Below are 15128 nucleotides of genomic sequence, written 5' to 3'. Positions count from 1 at the left end.
CAAGGGATCTTGGGTGGCACCGTCCGGTGTCACGGTACAGAAGGAGACATCACCATGGCAGCAGTGTGCCAGGTGACTGGAGCGGTTCCCGGCTTCGGTCACAACATCTCGCACTCGCACCGCCGGACGAAGCGCCGCTTCGACCCGAACGTGCAGAAGAAGACCTACTTCGTTCCGTCGCTGGGTCGCAACATCAAGCTCAACGTTTCGGCGAAGGGCATCAAGGTCATCGACGCTCGCGGCATCGAGTCCGTCGTCCGTGACCTGCAGGCGAAGGGCGTGAAGCTGTAATGGCGAAGAAGGCTCAGGACGTTCGTCCGATCATCAAGCTGCGTTCGACCGCCGGCACGGGGTACACCTACGTGACGCGCAAGAATCGCCGCAACAACCCCGACCGCATCGTGCTGAAGAAGTACGACCCCGTGGTCCGCAAGCACGTCGACTTCCGAGAGGAGCGCTAAGCACATGGCTAAGAAGAGCAAGATCGCGCGCAACGAGCAGCGCAAGGTCGTCGTCGAGCGCTACGCCGCGAAGCGCGCCGAGCTGAAGAAGACCCTGGTCGACCCCAACGCGACCGACGAGGCCCGCGAGGCCGCCCGCGTGGGCCTGCAGAAGCTGCCCCGCAACGCGTCGCCCGCGCGCGTGCGCAGCCGCGACGTCATCGACGGCCGCCCCCGTGGTGTCCTCACGAAGTTCGGCGTCTCGCGCGTCCGCTTCCGTGACATGGCCCACCGTGGCGAGCTGCCCGGTGTGACCAAGTCGTCCTGGTAAGCACCAGACACCCGTTCGAAGGGCGGGGGTTCCGAGAGGAGCCCTCGCCCTTCGGCGTTTCCGGTGAGCGCCGCGCGCCCTTCAGGCGTCGACGGAGTTCAGCTGCTCGATGGCCTCGGTGCGACCGCTGACGCCGAGCTTGAGGTAGATCGACCGCACCTGGCTCTTCACCGTGTTGAGCGAGACGCCGCGCTCTCGCGCGATCTCGGCCAGGCTGAGGGGGCTTTCGAGCAGGAATGCCAGGGCGCGCTCCGTCGGTGTGAGGCACGGGGTGGCGTACGCCGGGGCGCTCTCGTTGTCGGGCGCCGCCACGCGGGCGAGGATCCCCTCGAGCGAGGTCATCAGGTGCCGCAACTCCGGGTTGTGAGCGACGACGCCCTCCATCAGTTGCCGTGTCTCGTCGTGCGGGAGCATGAGGAACGGAGTCGCCCAGGTCCCCGTGCGCTGCATGATCAGCAGGGCCGACTCCATGCTCTGGTGAGCGCGGCGGGAGTTGCCGAGCCGCTGCTGGGCGAGGGCGCGGCGCAGCAGAACCGGTGTGAAGGTGCGCAGGCAGTGGTCGGTCTCGGATGCCACGCAGGCGTCGGTCTCGAGCAGCAGCTCGCGCTCCCGCCCGAGACGCAGCAGGGCCGTGGCTCGCTGCATCGAGAAGCAGATCCCGTGACCCTCGGGGTTGTCATAGGGCGCGAGGACGGCGAGAGCCTGTGCGTCATCGCCCTGCGCGACGTAGAGGTCGGACAGGATGCACAGCAGGAAGTGGCGCACCATGCGGTGGCTCGCGCTTCGCAGGCCCCCGTGGAGCAGTTCGCGGGCCTCGGCCCGCCCGTCGGCGAACTTGTGCCGGAGGAGCTTGACCATCACTCCGGCGGCTCGTGCCGTGTACGTCCAGTACGGGTCGTCGCGCTGGGTGAGTGCCATCGCCGAGGGGACGGCGGCGAGGCGTTCGACGTCGCAGCGCGCCGACGAGGTCAGGATGTCGGCGAGGAAGAGCAGGTAGGCGGCCTCTTCCACGGGCCATCCTTCGGCCGCGAAGATCTCCTGCGCGCCGGACGAGGCTTCTTCGGCCGCGGTGTACTCGCCGTTGATCGCGTGCCCCAGCGCGATGACCGTCAGTGCCCGATACCGCAGAGCGGGTGTGTCGGCGAAGAGGAGCGCCTCGGCGCCGAACCGGGCGGCGTGCTGCGCCGAGCCGATCGCCGCGCAGTACTCGCCCGCGCTGGCCAGCAGCAGAGCCCGGCCGCGGGAAGAGAGGGCGGCGGGGCGTTTGAGGCGCACTTCGTCGAAGTACAGACGCACCACGCCTACGCCGTCGACGAGAGCGTCGCGCCGCGCTCGCGCCGCCAGCAGCGCCCCCACCGTCTGTGCGGAGGCGTCGGTCCACATCGCGGGTGGGGCCGGGGTCTCGGCCTCGGCCAGCAATGCGAGATGACGGGTGATCGGGATGCCGTGGCCCGGTGCCAGCCGGATCGCCGTCGTGACGACCGCGGCGTGGAGGGTCGCGCGCACGTCGATGGAGGATGGGGTTCCCGACATCGCACCTCCGTTTCGCGAGCACCGCATGGCAGTTTGGATCCGTTCTATGGTATTTCATACCGTTTCGTGAATTACCTGATCGGGTACCCTCGAGCGCCGGTCGACTCTCGGGGTACCGCGGCTCGCGCGCGGGGAGCGGGCCTCGGTCGCGCGCTCCCCGTTTTCGGGCGAGGTGCAGGGCCGCCGACGTACGAGGGCGCCGCGCAGCTGCCCCGGTCGCCCCCTCCGCCCCGTCGACGCCGCGACACGCCGGCGCGAAAGGGGGAAAATCCGTCAGAATCCGCGTAATTCCGCGGTTCGGTTGATACTGTCGAGGCGGTCTCCCGACCACCGAGGAGGATTTTCCCCTCGTCCGCGTAACGAGAGGCGACTGAGACGTCGCCTGGAGGACAACCACATGGCTGACAAGTCCATCACCAAGACCGAGCTCGTCGCGAGCATCGCCAGCGCGACCGGGCAGAGCCAGTCCGCCGTGTCGGGCGTGCTCGACTCCCTCTTCTCCACCGTCTCCGAGGCGGTCGCCAAGGGCAGCAAGGTTTCGATCCCCGGCTGGATCGCCTTCGAGCAGGTCGCGACGTCGGCTCGCACGGGCCGCAACCCCCAGACGGGCGAGGAGATCTCGATCCCCGCCGGCAAGCGCGTCAAGGTGACCGCGGGCTCCAAGCTGAAGGCCGCCGTCAAGTAAGACGACGTCGAATCACAGAGGGGGGTTGCCACGCGGCATCCCCCCTCTGTCGTTCCCGCGCGACGTAGGCTGAGGGGGTGAATCCCCGCCTGCTCCGCGTCGCGGGACCCGTCATCCTGGTCGTGGTCTCGCTCATCGCCGTCGCGGTGGGGCTCGCCTACGGTGGAGGAGCCGCGCCCACGCAGCTCGCCGACCCGGGTCCGGTCGTGCGGTGGGGTCTGCCGATCGCCACGGTCGTCGTCAACCTCGCCGCCGCCACGATGGTCGGCTCGCTGGTCCTGGCGCTCTTCGCCCTTCCTGCGGGGGAGCGACCGTTCGAGATCGCCCTCGACACGGCATCCATCGGCGCTGCCGTCTTCACCGTCTCGGCGGCGACCACGGGGTATCTGACCTTCCTCAACGTCCTCAACGCGAAGCCGACGCTCGACGCGGTCTTCGGCCAGCAGCTCGGGCGCTTCCTCGTCGAGAGCTCGATCGGGCAGGCGTGGCTGATCACCACGATCGCGGGCGCCGTGCTGACCGTGCTCACCTTCGCCGTGCGCTCGTGGATCCCCACGCTCGTGGTCGCGATCCTCGCCCTCGCCTCGCTGATCCCGATGGGAACACAGGGACACGCCGGCGAGGAGGCGAGCCACAACGCGGCCGTCACCTCGCTCGTGCTGCACATCATGGCCGCCGCCGTATGGCTCGGTGGTCTGATCCTGCTCGTCGTGGTCCGCCCCGCGATGTCGCGAGGCCAGTTGCAGACCACGCTGCTGCGCTACTCCTCGATCGCCCTCGTCGCCTTCATCGTCGTCGCTATCTCGGGGACGGTGCGTGCCTCGATCGGTCTCTTGGGACTGCAGAACCTCTGGTCGGCGTACGGCGTGCTCGTACTGATCAAGGTGGGCGCCCTGATCGCGATGGGCGTGCTGGGCGCGTGGTACCGCCGTCGTCTCATCTCGCGCATGGCCGAGGAGCCCGGTTCCCGCCGCTTCTGGAGCGTCATCACGCTCGAGCTCGCCTTCATGGGCATCGCCAGCGGTGTCGCCGCCGCTCTCGCGCGCACGCCCCCGCCCGTGCAGCCCCCGCTCGTGGGGCAGACCCCGGCCGAGGTCCTGACCGGTGCGCCGCTGCCCCCCGACCTGACGATCGAGCGCTGGTTCACCGCGTGGGACATCGACCTGCTGTGGACGCTCGTAGTGGCTTTCGGAGTGTTCTTCTACCTGGCGGGCGTCTACCGGCTGCTGCGCCGCGGCGACTCGTGGCCGATCTACCGCACCGTGCTCTGGTGCCTCGGCATGCTGAGCGTCTTCTGGGTCACCTCGGGCCCCATCAACGTGTACCAGGACTACCTGTTCAGCATGCACATGATCGGGCACATGCTGCTGTCGATGGCGATCCCGCTCCTGCTCGTGGCGGGGGCACCGGTGTCGCTCGCTGCCCGCGCGATCCGCAAGCGCACGGACGGGACGCGCGGCGGTCGCGAGTGGATCCTCTGGGCGGTGCACAATCCGGTCGCGAAGGTGCTGACCAACCCCTACGTGGCGGCGGGCCTGTTCATCGGATCGCTCTGGGCGTTCTACTACACCGACCTCTTCCGCTGGTCGCTGTACGACCACGTCGGGCACATCTGGATGGTCGCTCACTTCCTGGTGACCGGTTACCTCTTCGTGCTGAGCCTCATCGGCATCGATCCCGTTCCGTACCGTCTGCCGTACCCGATGCGCCTGCTGATGCTCATCGCGATCATGGCGATGCACGCCTTCTTCGGCATCGCGATCATGATGAACTCGGGTCTGATGGTGGCCGAGTGGTTCGGGGCGATGGGGCGCACCTGGGGGGCGACCCCGTTGCAAGACCAGTACGTCGGCGGTGGTGTCGCGTGGTCGGTGGGCGAGATCCCCACGCTCGTGCTCGCCATCGCGGTCGCCATCCAGTGGAGCCGTAGCGACGAGCGCCAGCAGCGCCGACGCGACCGCCACGTCGACCGCGTCGGCGACGTCGAGCTCGACGCCTATAACGAAGAGCTGCAGCGACTGGCCGAGCGTGACGCGCGGGTGGCGTCGCGGGGCAACTGACCCGTTCGCCGGGCTCAGTCGGACGAGCCGCCGACGAGGATCGAAGCGGTGCCGTCGGGCAGCACCGTGATCTCGCCGTCGACGCGGAAGGCAACGTCTTCTTCGACGGTGCGCACGCTGCCGTCGAAGATCGAGCGGATGTCGACCACGATGTGCGCCACGGCCTTCGCTGAGGGGATGCGCCACCCCGCCCCGTCGGGCACGACGGTCACCACCGGCTGCTCGACGATCGACCAGGTGGGGGCGTCATCGATGCGGTTGCGCACGGTGAAGCCGAAGGGGCACCCGGTCGGCTGCAGCACTTTCTGCTGGGCGCACGTGGTGAGGAAATCCTCGACACGCGACTGAACGACCGAGATGAACTCGTCGGTCGGCTGGGCCTGGACATCGACCGGGATGCCGGCCAGCGGCGCGTCGGCGAGCACGGCGACACCGGGAGTCGCCGAGATGGCGGTGTCGACGTTCACCGAGTAAAGCCCGGGTGAGAACACCAACAGGGGGACCGCGGCCGTGGGGTCCACGTCGGCGCCGTCGACCGAGACCTGACGTTTGTCGACCTCGAAGCCGTTGACGGCGAAACGCATCGACCCGTCGACCGTGAGTTTCATGACCGACAGCGGGCTCCGGGCGAACCGCCAGCGGGGGAGGAGGCCCTCGTTCGTGTCGTGCTGGATCGCGAAGGTGGTCTGTCCGCCGTAGCCGCCGGCCGTGTAGCTCACGGTGATCTGCGTCTGCTCGCCGTTCGTGCTCTCGCCGGTGATCTCGGCATCCGTCAACGCGGTGAGCGCATCGGGGCGCAGCAGTGCCTCGGAAGCGGTGGCCGGGAGACCCGCGGACTGCAGCTCGGCGGAATCGACGGCCACACCGGGGAGCGCGAGGGCCTCCGCCGTCCGGTGGTCCTGAAGCAGCTCGAGGTAATGCTGGACGAACGCGCGGGGGCTGTAGAACTCGCGATAGAGCGAGGCCGCGCCCGCGCCGAGGGCGGCGATCAGCAGGACGCCCACGAGGGTGATTCCGGCGATGGCGCGTCCTGGGCGCGCGCGCACGCCGCGAACGCCTTCGGGCGTCGCGGGGCCCCCGCCTGCGGTGTCCACGCCTCCAGTGTAGGAAAGGCTCCTGTGGAGGCGCCCCGCACGTCAGTCCATGACGAGCGACTGCACCACGGCCACCGCGGCGAGCTGACCGCTCGAAAGGGCCGCGGCGAGCGAGAACATCGGCCCCGGCAGATGGTCGGGGTGCGCCAGATCACCCACGGCGTAGACGTTCTCGACGCTCGTCCGGCCGAACGGATCGGTGCGCACGGCCCCCGACTCCCGCAGCTCGACGCCGAGTGCGACGAGGAAGTCCGCGCGCGAGCTCCAGGTGGGCGCGACGAAGGCCCCGGCGACTTCGAGCACCGAACCGTCGGCACGTGCGAGGGCGAGTCCGTCGGCGGTCCCGTCGACGCGGACGACGGTGGCGGGGTCGACGAGATGGACCTCGGATGCCACCGGCTCCAGCATCCGCCCGAGCACGGCGGCGTGGTCGCTGCCGTTGACGATCGCGACCGGACGGCCCGCGAACTCGTGGCCGTGGCAGAACGGGCAGTTCGCGACGCGGTCGCCCCACTGCTCGTCGAGCCCGGGGATGGCGGGGAGCCGGTCGGCGACCCCCGTGGCGAGGATCACGGCGTGGGCGCGGAGACGCTCGGCGCCGACGTTGACCGTCAGGGCGTCGTCTTCTCTCACGACGGCCGAGACGGCGGCATCCCGGATCTCGACGTCGGGGTAGGCGGCGATCTCGTCGCGGCCGAGGCGTCGGAGCTCGGCGGGGTCCCGCCCGTCGTTGGTCAGCAGGTTGTGCGCGTGACGGACGCTGCCATTGCGGTAGTCGCCCGAGTCGAGCAGCAGCGTGCGCCGGTGCATGCGCCCGAGGGTGAGGGCCGCCTGTAGGCCGGCGGGGCCGCCTCCGATGATGATCGCGTCGTACACGACGTGCTCCTTTCCGCTTGCTTTCCGGACCATCCTGTGACTTCATGTCGACATGAAGTCAAGTGGCGTGCGCGCGGGCGAGTCGATCGGTGAGGCGGCAGCGCGGTTCGGTCTCGAGACGCACGTGCTGCGGCACTGGGAAGACGAGGGGCTCCTGCGTCCGACCCGGGATGCCGCGGGCCGACGCCGCTACGACGAGGCCGACAGCGTGCGGATCGCGGTGATCCTGCGCAACAAGGCGGCGGGGCTCTCGCTCGAGCAGATCCGCGTGCTGCTCGACGACGGAGCCCCCGACCGCCACCGGGTGCTCGAAGAGCACGTCGCCGAGCTCGACCGCCGCGCTGCCGACATCGCCCAGGCTCGCGCCATGACCGAGCATGCCCTGCGCTGTCGCTCGCACGACATCACCCAGTGCCCGCGGTTTCGCAGCCACGTCGCCGACGTGCTCTCGGGAGAGGCGCGCTGGCTGCTCGTCCACACCGAGCCGACGGGCGGGCCCATCCCCAGCCCGCCGCCCGAGTCGACCCGTGCGAACTAGCATGGGCCGGTGACCACGCCGCCCCTTTCCGCCGAGCAGCAGGCGCTGTTCCGGCTGATCGAGGACACCCGGGAGCACGTCTTCGTCACCGGCCGCGCCGGCACGGGCAAGTCGACCCTGCTGCAGCATCTGGCGTGGAACACGAAAAAGCAGATCGCCGTGTGCGCTCCCACCGGGGTGGCAGCCCTCAACGTCGAGGGTCAGACGATCCACTCGCTCTTCCGTCTGCCGATCGGGCTCATCGCGAACGGCGACATCGATCAGAACGACGCCACTCGAAAGCTCCTCAACGCCATCGACACCCTCGTCATCGACGAGATCTCGATGGTGAACGCGGATCTCATGGATGCCATCGACCGCTCGCTCCGCCAGGCCCGCGGTCGGCGGTCGGAGCCGTTCGGCGGCACGCAGATCGTGATGTTCGGCGACCCGTACCAACTCGCTCCCGTGCCGCCGCGCGGCGATGAGATGCGGTACATCCGCGACCACTACCGCTCCTTCTGGTTCTTCGACGCCAAGGTGTGGTCGGGCGAGGCTGCCAGCGACGGTCTCATCGACATCGGGCGCCACGGCGCCGACCTGCACGTCAACGAACTCGTCGAGATCCACCGGCAGTCCGACCCGGGGTTCAAGCAGCTGCTCAACGCCGTGCGGTACGGGCGCGTGACGGCCGAGATGGCCGGCATCCTGAACACCGCCGGTGCCCGCACGCCCCCGCACCCGGCCGACGGCGAGCACCCGATCATCACCCTCGCGACCCGCAACGACCGCGTCAACACCATCAACCGCCGGCACCTCGACGAGTTGATCGGTCGCACGCAGACGGCCAACGCCGAGATCTCGGGCGATTTCGGTCGGGGCGAGGCGAACTATCCCGCCGAGATGGAGCTCACGCTCAAGGTCGGCGCACAGGTGATGTTCCTCCGAAACGACGCGGCGCAGTTCGGCGAGGCTCCGCGCTGGGTCAACGGCACGATCGGCACCGTGACCCGCATCGCCGGAGACAGCGTCCGGGTCGAGGTCGACGGTACCGCGCACGACGTCGAACCGGCCGTGTGGGAGAGATACCGCTACGCGTACGACCCGGGGACGAAGAACCTCTCGCGCGAGATCGTCGCCGAGTTCACCCAGTTCCCGTTGAGGCTGGCGTGGGCCGTGACCATTCACAAGTCGCAGGGCAAGACCTACGATCGCGCGGTCGTCGACCTCGGTGCGGGTGCCTTCGCCCCCGGGCAGACCTACGTCGCGCTCAGCCGCTTGACCTCGCTCGACGGCCTGTACCTGACGCGTCCGCTCAAGCCCGGCGACATCCGTGTCGACGAGGACGTGCGCCGCTTCATGAAGCAGGCGTGGTTGAGCAGGCAGGCGGCCGCGCAGGCCTGAGCGGTCACCCGCCGACCCGGGTCACGCGACCTGGCCGGCCTTGGCGCGCGTGAGGTCGGCGAACAGTTCGGTGGTGAAGCGGTAGGCCACGAGCACCTCGGCGATGACGCGCTCTTTCTCGCGATCGTCCCAGGGGGCGGCGTCGAGCTGCTCGCGGTAGACGGTCTTGAACGCCTTGGGGTCGGCGATGTCGCCGAACAGCAGGAAGCCGATGCCGTTGGTCTCGAAGCCGAAGCGGCGTCGCATGAGCCGGCCGATCGAGGGCCCGCCCGACAGGTCGCCGAGCAGGCGCGTGTAGTGGTGGGCGACGAAGCCGCCGGGCCACGTGGCGGCCACGCGGCGGATGCGCGAGACGTAGGCCTGCGTGGTCGGCAGTGGGGTGATCCGCTCGCGCCAGTCGTCGCCGATGAGGAAGCCGAGGTCGGCCTCGAGGGCGGGGAGGCGGGAGTGGCGCCCCTGGAGGAACACGGATGCCACGGGGTCGCTGCGCATGCGACCGGCGGCCTCTTCGAGAGCGGCGTAGATGAACCAGTGCTGGGCGATGAGGGCGATGTAGTCGTCGCGCGTGCCGGCACCGGTGAGGAGGTCGGTCATGAACCCGTCGCACTCGTGGGGCGAGTGCGCGTCGCTGGAACGCTCGCGCAGAGCTGTCGAGAACGGGACGACGGCGTTCATGCGGCCATCTTACGCACAGAGTTAGGTTTACCTAACCCCCATTTCGCCCAGAAACTCCTCTCACCCGGCCCGTCGTGATGCAGACGTGACGGTAACGGGTGCGCAAGCGCCGCTTTCGTTCAGGTGCCATGTGTTTGAATCTTTGGAGCGGGTGCTTCGTCGCGCGCGGAAATGCTGGGGGTTTCACATGCGGGCATGGCGTCGTTCCGCGGCCGTGGCGATCGCGGGAGCGAGCGTTCTCGCCGTCGTGCTGAGCGGGTGCTCGCCGCAGGGTTCGGTGTCGATCAACGTCCCCACCCAGGTGGATGCCCCTCTGCCCGAGGCGACGGTGACCGAACTGCAAGCGGCCGTCACCTCGGCCATGACCGCGACGGGGTCCACCGGTGCGATCGTCGGCGTGTGGGCGCCCTGGAGCGGTACGTGGGTATCGGGTCTGGGAACGCAGGGGCCCGGCGGTGCGGAGGTCACCGCAGACCTCGGGTTCCGCGCGGGCGATGTGACCGGCGCGATGACGTGCGACGTGCTGTACCGCCTCGCGGCCGACGGCACGCTGTCGATGAGCGACCCCGTGACGACCTGGGTCAGCAACCTCCCCGGCTACGACGACATCACCCTGCGTCAGCTCTGCGACGGCACCTCCGGCCTCGCGTCGTACACCTCGGTGCTCGACGGGGTCACGGCGAACAACCCCGAGCGCGTGTGGAACCCGCGCGAGCTCATGACCTACGGCATCGCTAGCCCGCGCACCAACGCCCCGGGCGCAGCCTTCGCCGATTCGGCGACCAACTTCGTCCTCGCCGGTCTCGCGGCCGAGCGCGCCGCCAACGAACCGATCGCTCAGCTCATCGCCGAGCGCGTCACCGAGCCGCTCGGACTCGACGCGACCGGTCTGCCGAACCCGGCTCCCGCCGACCCCGCCGACGCGTCGCTGCGCGGATATTGGTCGCAGCAGAACGCCGAGGGTGCCTGGAACTGCACCGACCCGCGCGACTACACGGACATGTCGTCGAGCTACGGCGGTGCGGCCGCGGGCGCGGTGACGAACATCACCGACCTCGGTCGGTACGCGCAGGCGCTCGCCACCGGAGCGCTCCTGCCCGCCGGAAACGACCGGTTCGCCGCCCCCGTGCCCGTCGGCGGCGACCAGCCGACGTGGTTCACCTCGGCCGGCGGCGCCTTCCAGGCCGGCTCGCTGATCGGGCAGTACGGTTCGATGCCCGGCTATCTGGTGGGGGCGTTCGCCGACCCGACGACCGGGATGTCGGTCGCGGTCGTTCTGAACAATTCCGGCGGCGACAAGACCACCGGCGCCTGGCTGGCGTGGGAGCTCGCGGCGATCGCCTCGAAGGCTCCCGCCGCCCAGGGGCAGACCGCACCCCAGGCGGGGCTGCCGTGGACCGCCGAGCAGATGCGCGACAACATCAACAGCAAGGCCATCTGCGCCGCTCCCGCCGGATGACCCGGCGATGACCGCGCGCGGCGGGCAGGGGTCGGCCGCCTCGCTCGTACTGGTCGGTCTGGCGTGTCAAGAGGTCGGCGCCTCGTTCGCCGTGATGCTCTTCCCCCACACCGGGCCGCTCGGCATCGTCATGCTGCGGCTGCTGTTCTCGGCCGTGCTGCTGCTGGTCATCGCCCGCCCGCGCCTGCGCGGACACACCGGTTACGCGTGGCGCTCGGTCATCGGATTCGGCGTGGTGCTGGCATCCATGAACGGGCTCTTCTATCTCGCGCTGCAGCGTCTGCCCCTCGGCGTGACGGTGACGATCGAGGTGCTCGGGCCCCTCACCCTGTCGATTCTCACCGCGACGGGGGTCGCGCGGTGGGTATGGGCGGGGCTCGCGCTCGGCGGCGTGGCCGCGCTCGGCGCGGGAGGCTGGGATCGCCTCGACGCGCTCGGCGTGCTGTTCGCCTTGGGCGCGGCGGTGAGCTGGGCGCTGTACATCCTCGCGTCGGCGCGGGTCGGCCGGGAGTTCCCGCGGCTCGACGGTCTCGCGCTCGCCATGGCCGTGGGCGCCGTGATCGCCCTGCCGTTCGGAATCGCCCAGGCAGGCTCGGCCCTTCTCCGGCTCGACATCCTGGCCATCGGGGCCGCGGTCGCGCTGCTGTCGTCGACCATCCCGTACGCTCTCGAACTCGTGGCGCTCCGGCGCCTGGCGGCCTCGGCGTTCGCGATCCTCATGAGCCTCGGGCCCGCCACCGCTTCTCTCGCCGGGTTCCTCCTGCTCGGCCAACACCTCTCGTGGCTCGAGCTCGCCGGGATCGCGCTCGTCATCACGGCCAGCATCGGTGCGGTGCTCGCCGCGGCCCGTCGCAACGCCGGGGCACGGCATCCGGGACCGGACTCCGAAGAACCCCTGAGCGAGCCCGTCGGCTGAACGGATGCCATGACCCCGGCGCCGACGCAAGGGGTCTGTCCTGCTCCTGGGCGATGGCGAGGATGACGTGATGAGCGACGACCACGAGCAGACCGCGAAGGACTTCGACGAGGCGGTCAACATGACCGCGAGCGAGCTGAAGAAGTGGCTCGACACGGACGAATCCAAATCCGTCGGACAGAAGAAGGACGGCGGCGAGTCGACCGGCCACGAGAGCGGGCGTCACATCGTGCGCATCCTCGAGAAGAAGAAGGCCGACCTCACCGACGACGACTACGCCCACATGCGGAAGGTCGTCGGGTACGTCAAGCGGCACAGCGCGCAGAAGCCGAAGGGCGACGTCACCGACACCGACTGGCGGTACTCGTTGATGAACTGGGGCAACGACCCGAAGAAGTGAGCGGCGCCGGGGAACGGCCCGTATACATCGCGTAAGGATCGCGCGTCGTCGGGCCCCGCGTCATAGCCAGGCGGGGTACAACGGAACCATGCCCATCATCGACAGCGCCGTGTACGTCGACGGACACCGGATCGAGAACCCCGCGAGCCTCGACCAGACCTTCGAGTACATGGAAGCTCACGGAGGCATGGCGTGGATCGGGTTGCTCCGCCCCGCGCCCGAGGAGCTCGAGCGCGTCGCCGCCGAGTTCTCGCTGCACCCCCTCGCCGTCGAGGACGCCCTCGCCGGGCACCAGCGCGCGAAGCTCGAGCGGTACGGGGGCAACCTCTTCGCGGTTCTGCGCCCCGCCCGCTACATCGACGAGACCGAGACCGTCGAGTTCGGCGAACTGCACGTGTTCATCGGCCCCGACTACGTGGTCACGGTGCGGCACGCAGAGGTGCCCGACCTCGCGGCCGTGCGCAAGCGGCTCGAGAAGAACCCCGACCTGCTCGCGCGGGGGCCCGAGGCGGTGCTCTACGCGATCCTCGACGAGGTGGTCGACCAGTACGACCCCGTCGCCCGCGGCCTTCAGAACGACGTCGACGAGATCGAGGACCAGCTGTTCGGCGAGGGCGGTGCCGATCTGACGCAGCGCATCTACGAACTCGCGCGTGAGGTCATCCACTTCCAGCGGGCGGCCGAGCCCCTGCGCGACATGCTCGAGGCGCTGCTGCGCGGCGCCGACAAGTACGGCGTCGACCTCGAGCTCCAGCGGTCGTTGCGCGACGTGCTCGACCACGTGCTGCGGCAGTGCGAGAAGCTGACCGCCCTCCGGGCGATCCTCGACAACGCCCTCACCGTCAACGCGACGCTCGTGACGCAGCGCCAGACCGAGACCTCGCTGAAGCAGAACGAAGAGGTCAAGAAGATCTCGGGCTGGGCGGCGATCCTGTTCGCCCCGTCGCTCGTGGGCGGCATCTACGGCATGAACTTCAAGAACATGCCCGAGCTGGACTGGACCTTCGGTTATCCGATGGCCCTCGCGCTCATGGCCGCCACCTCGGTCGGTCTGTGGTTCGCGTTCAAGCGCAAGCACTGGCTCTGACCCGTCGCGCCGGGTCGCGGCATCCGGTCCGGGATGCCGACATGTCGGCGCGCTTGCTGGACAGACGCTGCGCAATTCGCACGATGGGTAGGTGACCGACTCCTCCCCCCGCTCGAGCGACGCCGCAGAGCCGCCCCGCACCACCTCGACCGTCCAGCTCGAGGACAGCGGCTATCACAAGCGCCTCACGTCGCGTCAGGTGCAGATGATCGCGATCGGCGGCGCGATCGGAACGGGCCTGTTCCTGGGTGCTGGCGGTCGCCTGGCGCAGGCCGGCCCCGCGATCGTGCTGTCGTACGCCGTGTGCGGTGTCTTCGCCTTCTTCATCCTCCGCGCGCTCGGCGAGCTGGTGCTCCACCGGCCGACCTCGGGGTCGTTCGTCTCGTACGCGCGCGAGTTCTTCGGTGAGAAGGCGGCGTTCGTCTCGGGCTGGTTCTACTGGATCAACTGGGCGACGACCACGATGGTCGACATCACCGCCGCCGCGCTCTACATGAACTTCTTCGGCAAGTACGTGCCGTGGATCGCCGCCGTCCCGCAGTGGGTGTGGGCGCTCGCCGCGCTCGTCACCGTGCTGGCTGTCAACCTGGTGTCGGTGAAGGTGTTCGGAGAGCTGGAGTTCTGGTTCGCTCTCATCAAGGTCGCCGCCCTCGTGGCGTTCCTGCTCGTGGGCATCTACTTCGTCGTCTTCGGCACCCCCACGGGCGCCCCCACCGGGTTCTCGCTCATCGCCGACAACGGTGGGTTCTTCCCCAACGGCATCCTCCCCGCGATCATCCTCATGCAGGGCGTGGTGTTCGCGTACGCCTCGATCGAGCTGGTCGGTACCGCGGCCGGCGAGACGAAGAACCCCGAGAAGGTCATGCCGCGCGCGATCAACTCGGTCATCTTCCGCGTCGCGATCTTCTACGTCGGCTCGGTGCTGCTGCTGGCCCTGCTGCTGCCGTACACGGCGTACACCAAGGACGAGAGCCCCTTCGTCACCTTCTTCGGATCGATCGGCGTCCCGGGTGTCGACGTGATCATGAACCTCGTGGTGCTCACCGCCGCCCTGTCGTCGCTGAATGCGGGGCTGTACTCCACGGGCCGGATCCTGCGCTCGATGGCGGTCGCCGGATCGGCGCCGAAGTTCGCCGCGCGCATGAACAAGGCGGGCGTCCCCTACGGCGGCATCGCGATCACCGCGGTCGTCGCCCTGCTCGGAGTCGCGATCAACTACGTCAACCCCAGCGACGCCTTCGAGACCGTGCTGAACGTCGCCGCCGTCGGCATCCTGGTCACCTGGGCGACGATCATCCTCTGCCAGATGAAGTTCAAGCGCCTCGCCGACCGGGGCGAGCTCGTGCGGCCGAAGTTCCGCCTGTTCTGGGCGCCCTACACGGGGTACGCGACGCTCGTCTTCCTCGCGATCGTGCTCGTGCTGGTGTTCATCGACTCTCCCGCGACGCTGCTGGTGGCGGTGCTCGCGAGCCTCGCCATCACGATCGGCTGGTTCGCCTGCCGCAAGCGCATCGCCGAGCTCGCCGCCGAGCGCGAGGGCTACACGGGCACGGTGCCGGTGGTGCCGAGCCCCTTCCCGCAGCCGCGCGAGAAGAAGGCGCGCGACACGAAGCGCTGAGCCCGCGGGCTCTCGGCGCGGCGCTCGGGCTTC

At 69.3% G+C, this 15128-nt stretch carries 16 protein-coding genes; 12 read left to right on the top strand and 4 right to left on the bottom strand.

The window, feature by feature from the left end:
- The first annotated feature begins 54 nt into the window (after positions 1 to 54).
- The 3 genes from rpmB to rpsN are packed head-to-tail and all read left to right on the top strand — an operon-like array spanning position 55 to position 771.
- Positions 55 to 291, top strand: a complete 237-nt coding sequence (rpmB, locus tag QE416_RS04440) for a 50S ribosomal protein L28 (RefSeq protein ID WP_055832508.1) — start codon at positions 55 to 57, stop codon at positions 289 to 291.
- Positions 291 to 461, top strand: coding sequence for a 50S ribosomal protein L33 (rpmG, locus tag QE416_RS04435; RefSeq protein WP_013584775.1), 171 nt, complete (start codon positions 291 to 293; stop codon positions 459 to 461). Before rpmB ends, rpmG begins: the two co-directional genes overlap by 1 nt.
- A gap of 4 nt (positions 462 to 465) precedes the next feature.
- Entirely contained in the window at positions 466 to 771 is a 306-nt protein-coding gene (gene rpsN, locus QE416_RS04430) for a 30S ribosomal protein S14 (RefSeq protein WP_022878196.1), read from the top strand.
- An 81-nt stretch (positions 772 to 852) separates the two neighbouring features.
- Here the strand turns inward: rpsN and QE416_RS04425 are convergent, their stop codons facing one another.
- Entirely contained in the window at positions 853 to 2304 is a 1452-nt protein-coding gene (locus tag QE416_RS04425; RefSeq protein WP_307313817.1) for a LuxR family transcriptional regulator, read from the bottom strand.
- 397 nt (positions 2305 to 2701) lie between these two features.
- Between QE416_RS04425 and QE416_RS04420 the strand changes: the two genes are divergently transcribed.
- A complete protein-coding gene (locus QE416_RS04420) occupies positions 2702 to 2989 on the top strand; it encodes an HU family DNA-binding protein (RefSeq protein ID WP_013584778.1) in 288 nt (95 codons plus the stop codon).
- A gap of 77 nt (positions 2990 to 3066) precedes the next feature.
- A complete protein-coding gene (locus QE416_RS04415) occupies positions 3067 to 5049 on the top strand; it encodes a cytochrome c oxidase assembly protein (protein ID WP_307313814.1) in 1983 nt (660 codons plus the stop codon).
- Positions 5050 to 5063: 14 nt separating this feature from the next.
- On the opposite strand, the gene QE416_RS04410 is transcribed toward QE416_RS04415, so the two are convergent.
- Both QE416_RS04410 and QE416_RS04405 read right to left on the bottom strand, forming a co-directional pair.
- Positions 5064 to 6143 (bottom strand): hypothetical protein, encoded by a 1080-nt coding sequence (locus QE416_RS04410; protein ID WP_267788620.1) that lies wholly within the window; start codon positions 6141 to 6143, stop codon positions 5064 to 5066.
- A 42-nt stretch (positions 6144 to 6185) separates the two neighbouring features.
- Positions 6186 to 7019: an NAD(P)/FAD-dependent oxidoreductase gene (locus QE416_RS04405; RefSeq protein ID WP_307313811.1), complete on the bottom strand. Its 834-nt coding sequence runs from the start codon at positions 7017 to 7019 to the stop codon at positions 6186 to 6188.
- 52 nt (positions 7020 to 7071) lie between these two features.
- Between QE416_RS04405 and QE416_RS04400 the strand changes: the two genes are divergently transcribed.
- Together QE416_RS04400 and QE416_RS04395 are read left to right on the top strand one after the other, a co-directional pair.
- Positions 7072 to 7557 (top strand): MerR family transcriptional regulator, encoded by a 486-nt coding sequence (locus tag QE416_RS04400; protein ID WP_267788617.1) that lies wholly within the window; start codon positions 7072 to 7074, stop codon positions 7555 to 7557.
- A 9-nt stretch (positions 7558 to 7566) separates the two neighbouring features.
- Positions 7567 to 8940, top strand: a complete 1374-nt coding sequence (locus tag QE416_RS04395; RefSeq protein WP_267788616.1) for an ATP-dependent RecD-like DNA helicase — start codon at positions 7567 to 7569, stop codon at positions 8938 to 8940.
- Between the two features lie 21 nt (positions 8941 to 8961).
- Here QE416_RS04395 and QE416_RS04390 read toward each other — a convergent pair whose 3' ends face one another.
- Positions 8962 to 9615 (bottom strand): heme oxygenase (biliverdin-producing), encoded by a 654-nt coding sequence (locus QE416_RS04390; protein ID WP_210076792.1) that lies wholly within the window; start codon positions 9613 to 9615, stop codon positions 8962 to 8964.
- Positions 9616 to 9802: 187 nt separating this feature from the next.
- On the opposite strand from QE416_RS04390, the gene QE416_RS04385 reads away from it, so the two are divergent.
- The 5 genes from QE416_RS04385 to QE416_RS04365 all read left to right on the top strand — a co-directional run bounded on the left by QE416_RS04385 (position 9803) and on the right by QE416_RS04365 (position 15095).
- On the top strand, positions 9803 to 11074 hold the full coding sequence (locus tag QE416_RS04385) for a serine hydrolase (protein WP_307313807.1): 1272 nt from the start codon (positions 9803 to 9805) through the stop codon (positions 11072 to 11074).
- A 7-nt stretch (positions 11075 to 11081) separates the two neighbouring features.
- Positions 11082 to 11990 (top strand): DMT family transporter, encoded by a 909-nt coding sequence (locus QE416_RS04380; RefSeq protein WP_307313805.1) that lies wholly within the window; start codon positions 11082 to 11084, stop codon positions 11988 to 11990.
- A 70-nt stretch (positions 11991 to 12060) separates the two neighbouring features.
- Positions 12061 to 12390 (top strand): DUF3140 domain-containing protein, encoded by a 330-nt coding sequence (locus QE416_RS04375; RefSeq protein WP_210076798.1) that lies wholly within the window; start codon positions 12061 to 12063, stop codon positions 12388 to 12390.
- A gap of 88 nt (positions 12391 to 12478) precedes the next feature.
- Positions 12479 to 13477, top strand: a complete 999-nt coding sequence (corA, locus tag QE416_RS04370; RefSeq protein WP_141378021.1) for a magnesium/cobalt transporter CorA — start codon at positions 12479 to 12481, stop codon at positions 13475 to 13477.
- A 91-nt stretch (positions 13478 to 13568) separates the two neighbouring features.
- A complete protein-coding gene (locus QE416_RS04365; protein WP_307313801.1) occupies positions 13569 to 15095 on the top strand; it encodes an amino acid permease in 1527 nt (508 codons plus the stop codon).
- Positions 15096 to 15128 lie beyond the last annotated feature (33 nt).

Origin of the sequence: Microbacterium sp. SORGH_AS_0421 (assembly GCF_030818635.1) — a bacterium.
GTDB lineage: Bacteria > Actinomycetota > Actinomycetes > Actinomycetales > Microbacteriaceae > Microbacterium.
This window is presented reverse-complemented; position numbering and strand designations above follow the sequence as displayed.

Coding starts and splice junctions, on each gene's coding strand:
- QE416_RS04380 (WP_307313805.1), top strand. CDS start 11,082: ATGACCGCGCGCGGCGGGCAGGGGTCGGCCGCCTCGCTCGTACTGGTC.
- corA (WP_141378021.1), top strand. CDS start 12,479: ATGCCCATCATCGACAGCGCCGTGTACGTCGACGGACACCGGATCGAG.
- QE416_RS04420 (WP_013584778.1), top strand. CDS start 2,702: ATGGCTGACAAGTCCATCACCAAGACCGAGCTCGTCGCGAGCATCGCC.
- rpmB (WP_055832508.1), top strand. CDS start 55: ATGGCAGCAGTGTGCCAGGTGACTGGAGCGGTTCCCGGCTTCGGTCAC.
- rpsN (WP_022878196.1), top strand. CDS start 466: ATGGCTAAGAAGAGCAAGATCGCGCGCAACGAGCAGCGCAAGGTCGTC.
- QE416_RS04375 (WP_210076798.1), top strand. CDS start 12,061: ATGAGCGACGACCACGAGCAGACCGCGAAGGACTTCGACGAGGCGGTC.
- QE416_RS04385 (WP_307313807.1), top strand. CDS start 9,803: ATGCGGGCATGGCGTCGTTCCGCGGCCGTGGCGATCGCGGGAGCGAGC.
- rpmG (WP_013584775.1), top strand. CDS start 291: ATGGCGAAGAAGGCTCAGGACGTTCGTCCGATCATCAAGCTGCGTTCG.
- QE416_RS04390 (WP_210076792.1), bottom strand. CDS start 9,615: ATGAACGCCGTCGTCCCGTTCTCGACAGCTCTGCGCGAGCGTTCCAGC.
- QE416_RS04400 (WP_267788617.1), top strand. CDS start 7,072: ATGAAGTCAAGTGGCGTGCGCGCGGGCGAGTCGATCGGTGAGGCGGCA.
- QE416_RS04425 (WP_307313817.1), bottom strand. CDS start 2,304: ATGTCGGGAACCCCATCCTCCATCGACGTGCGCGCGACCCTCCACGCC.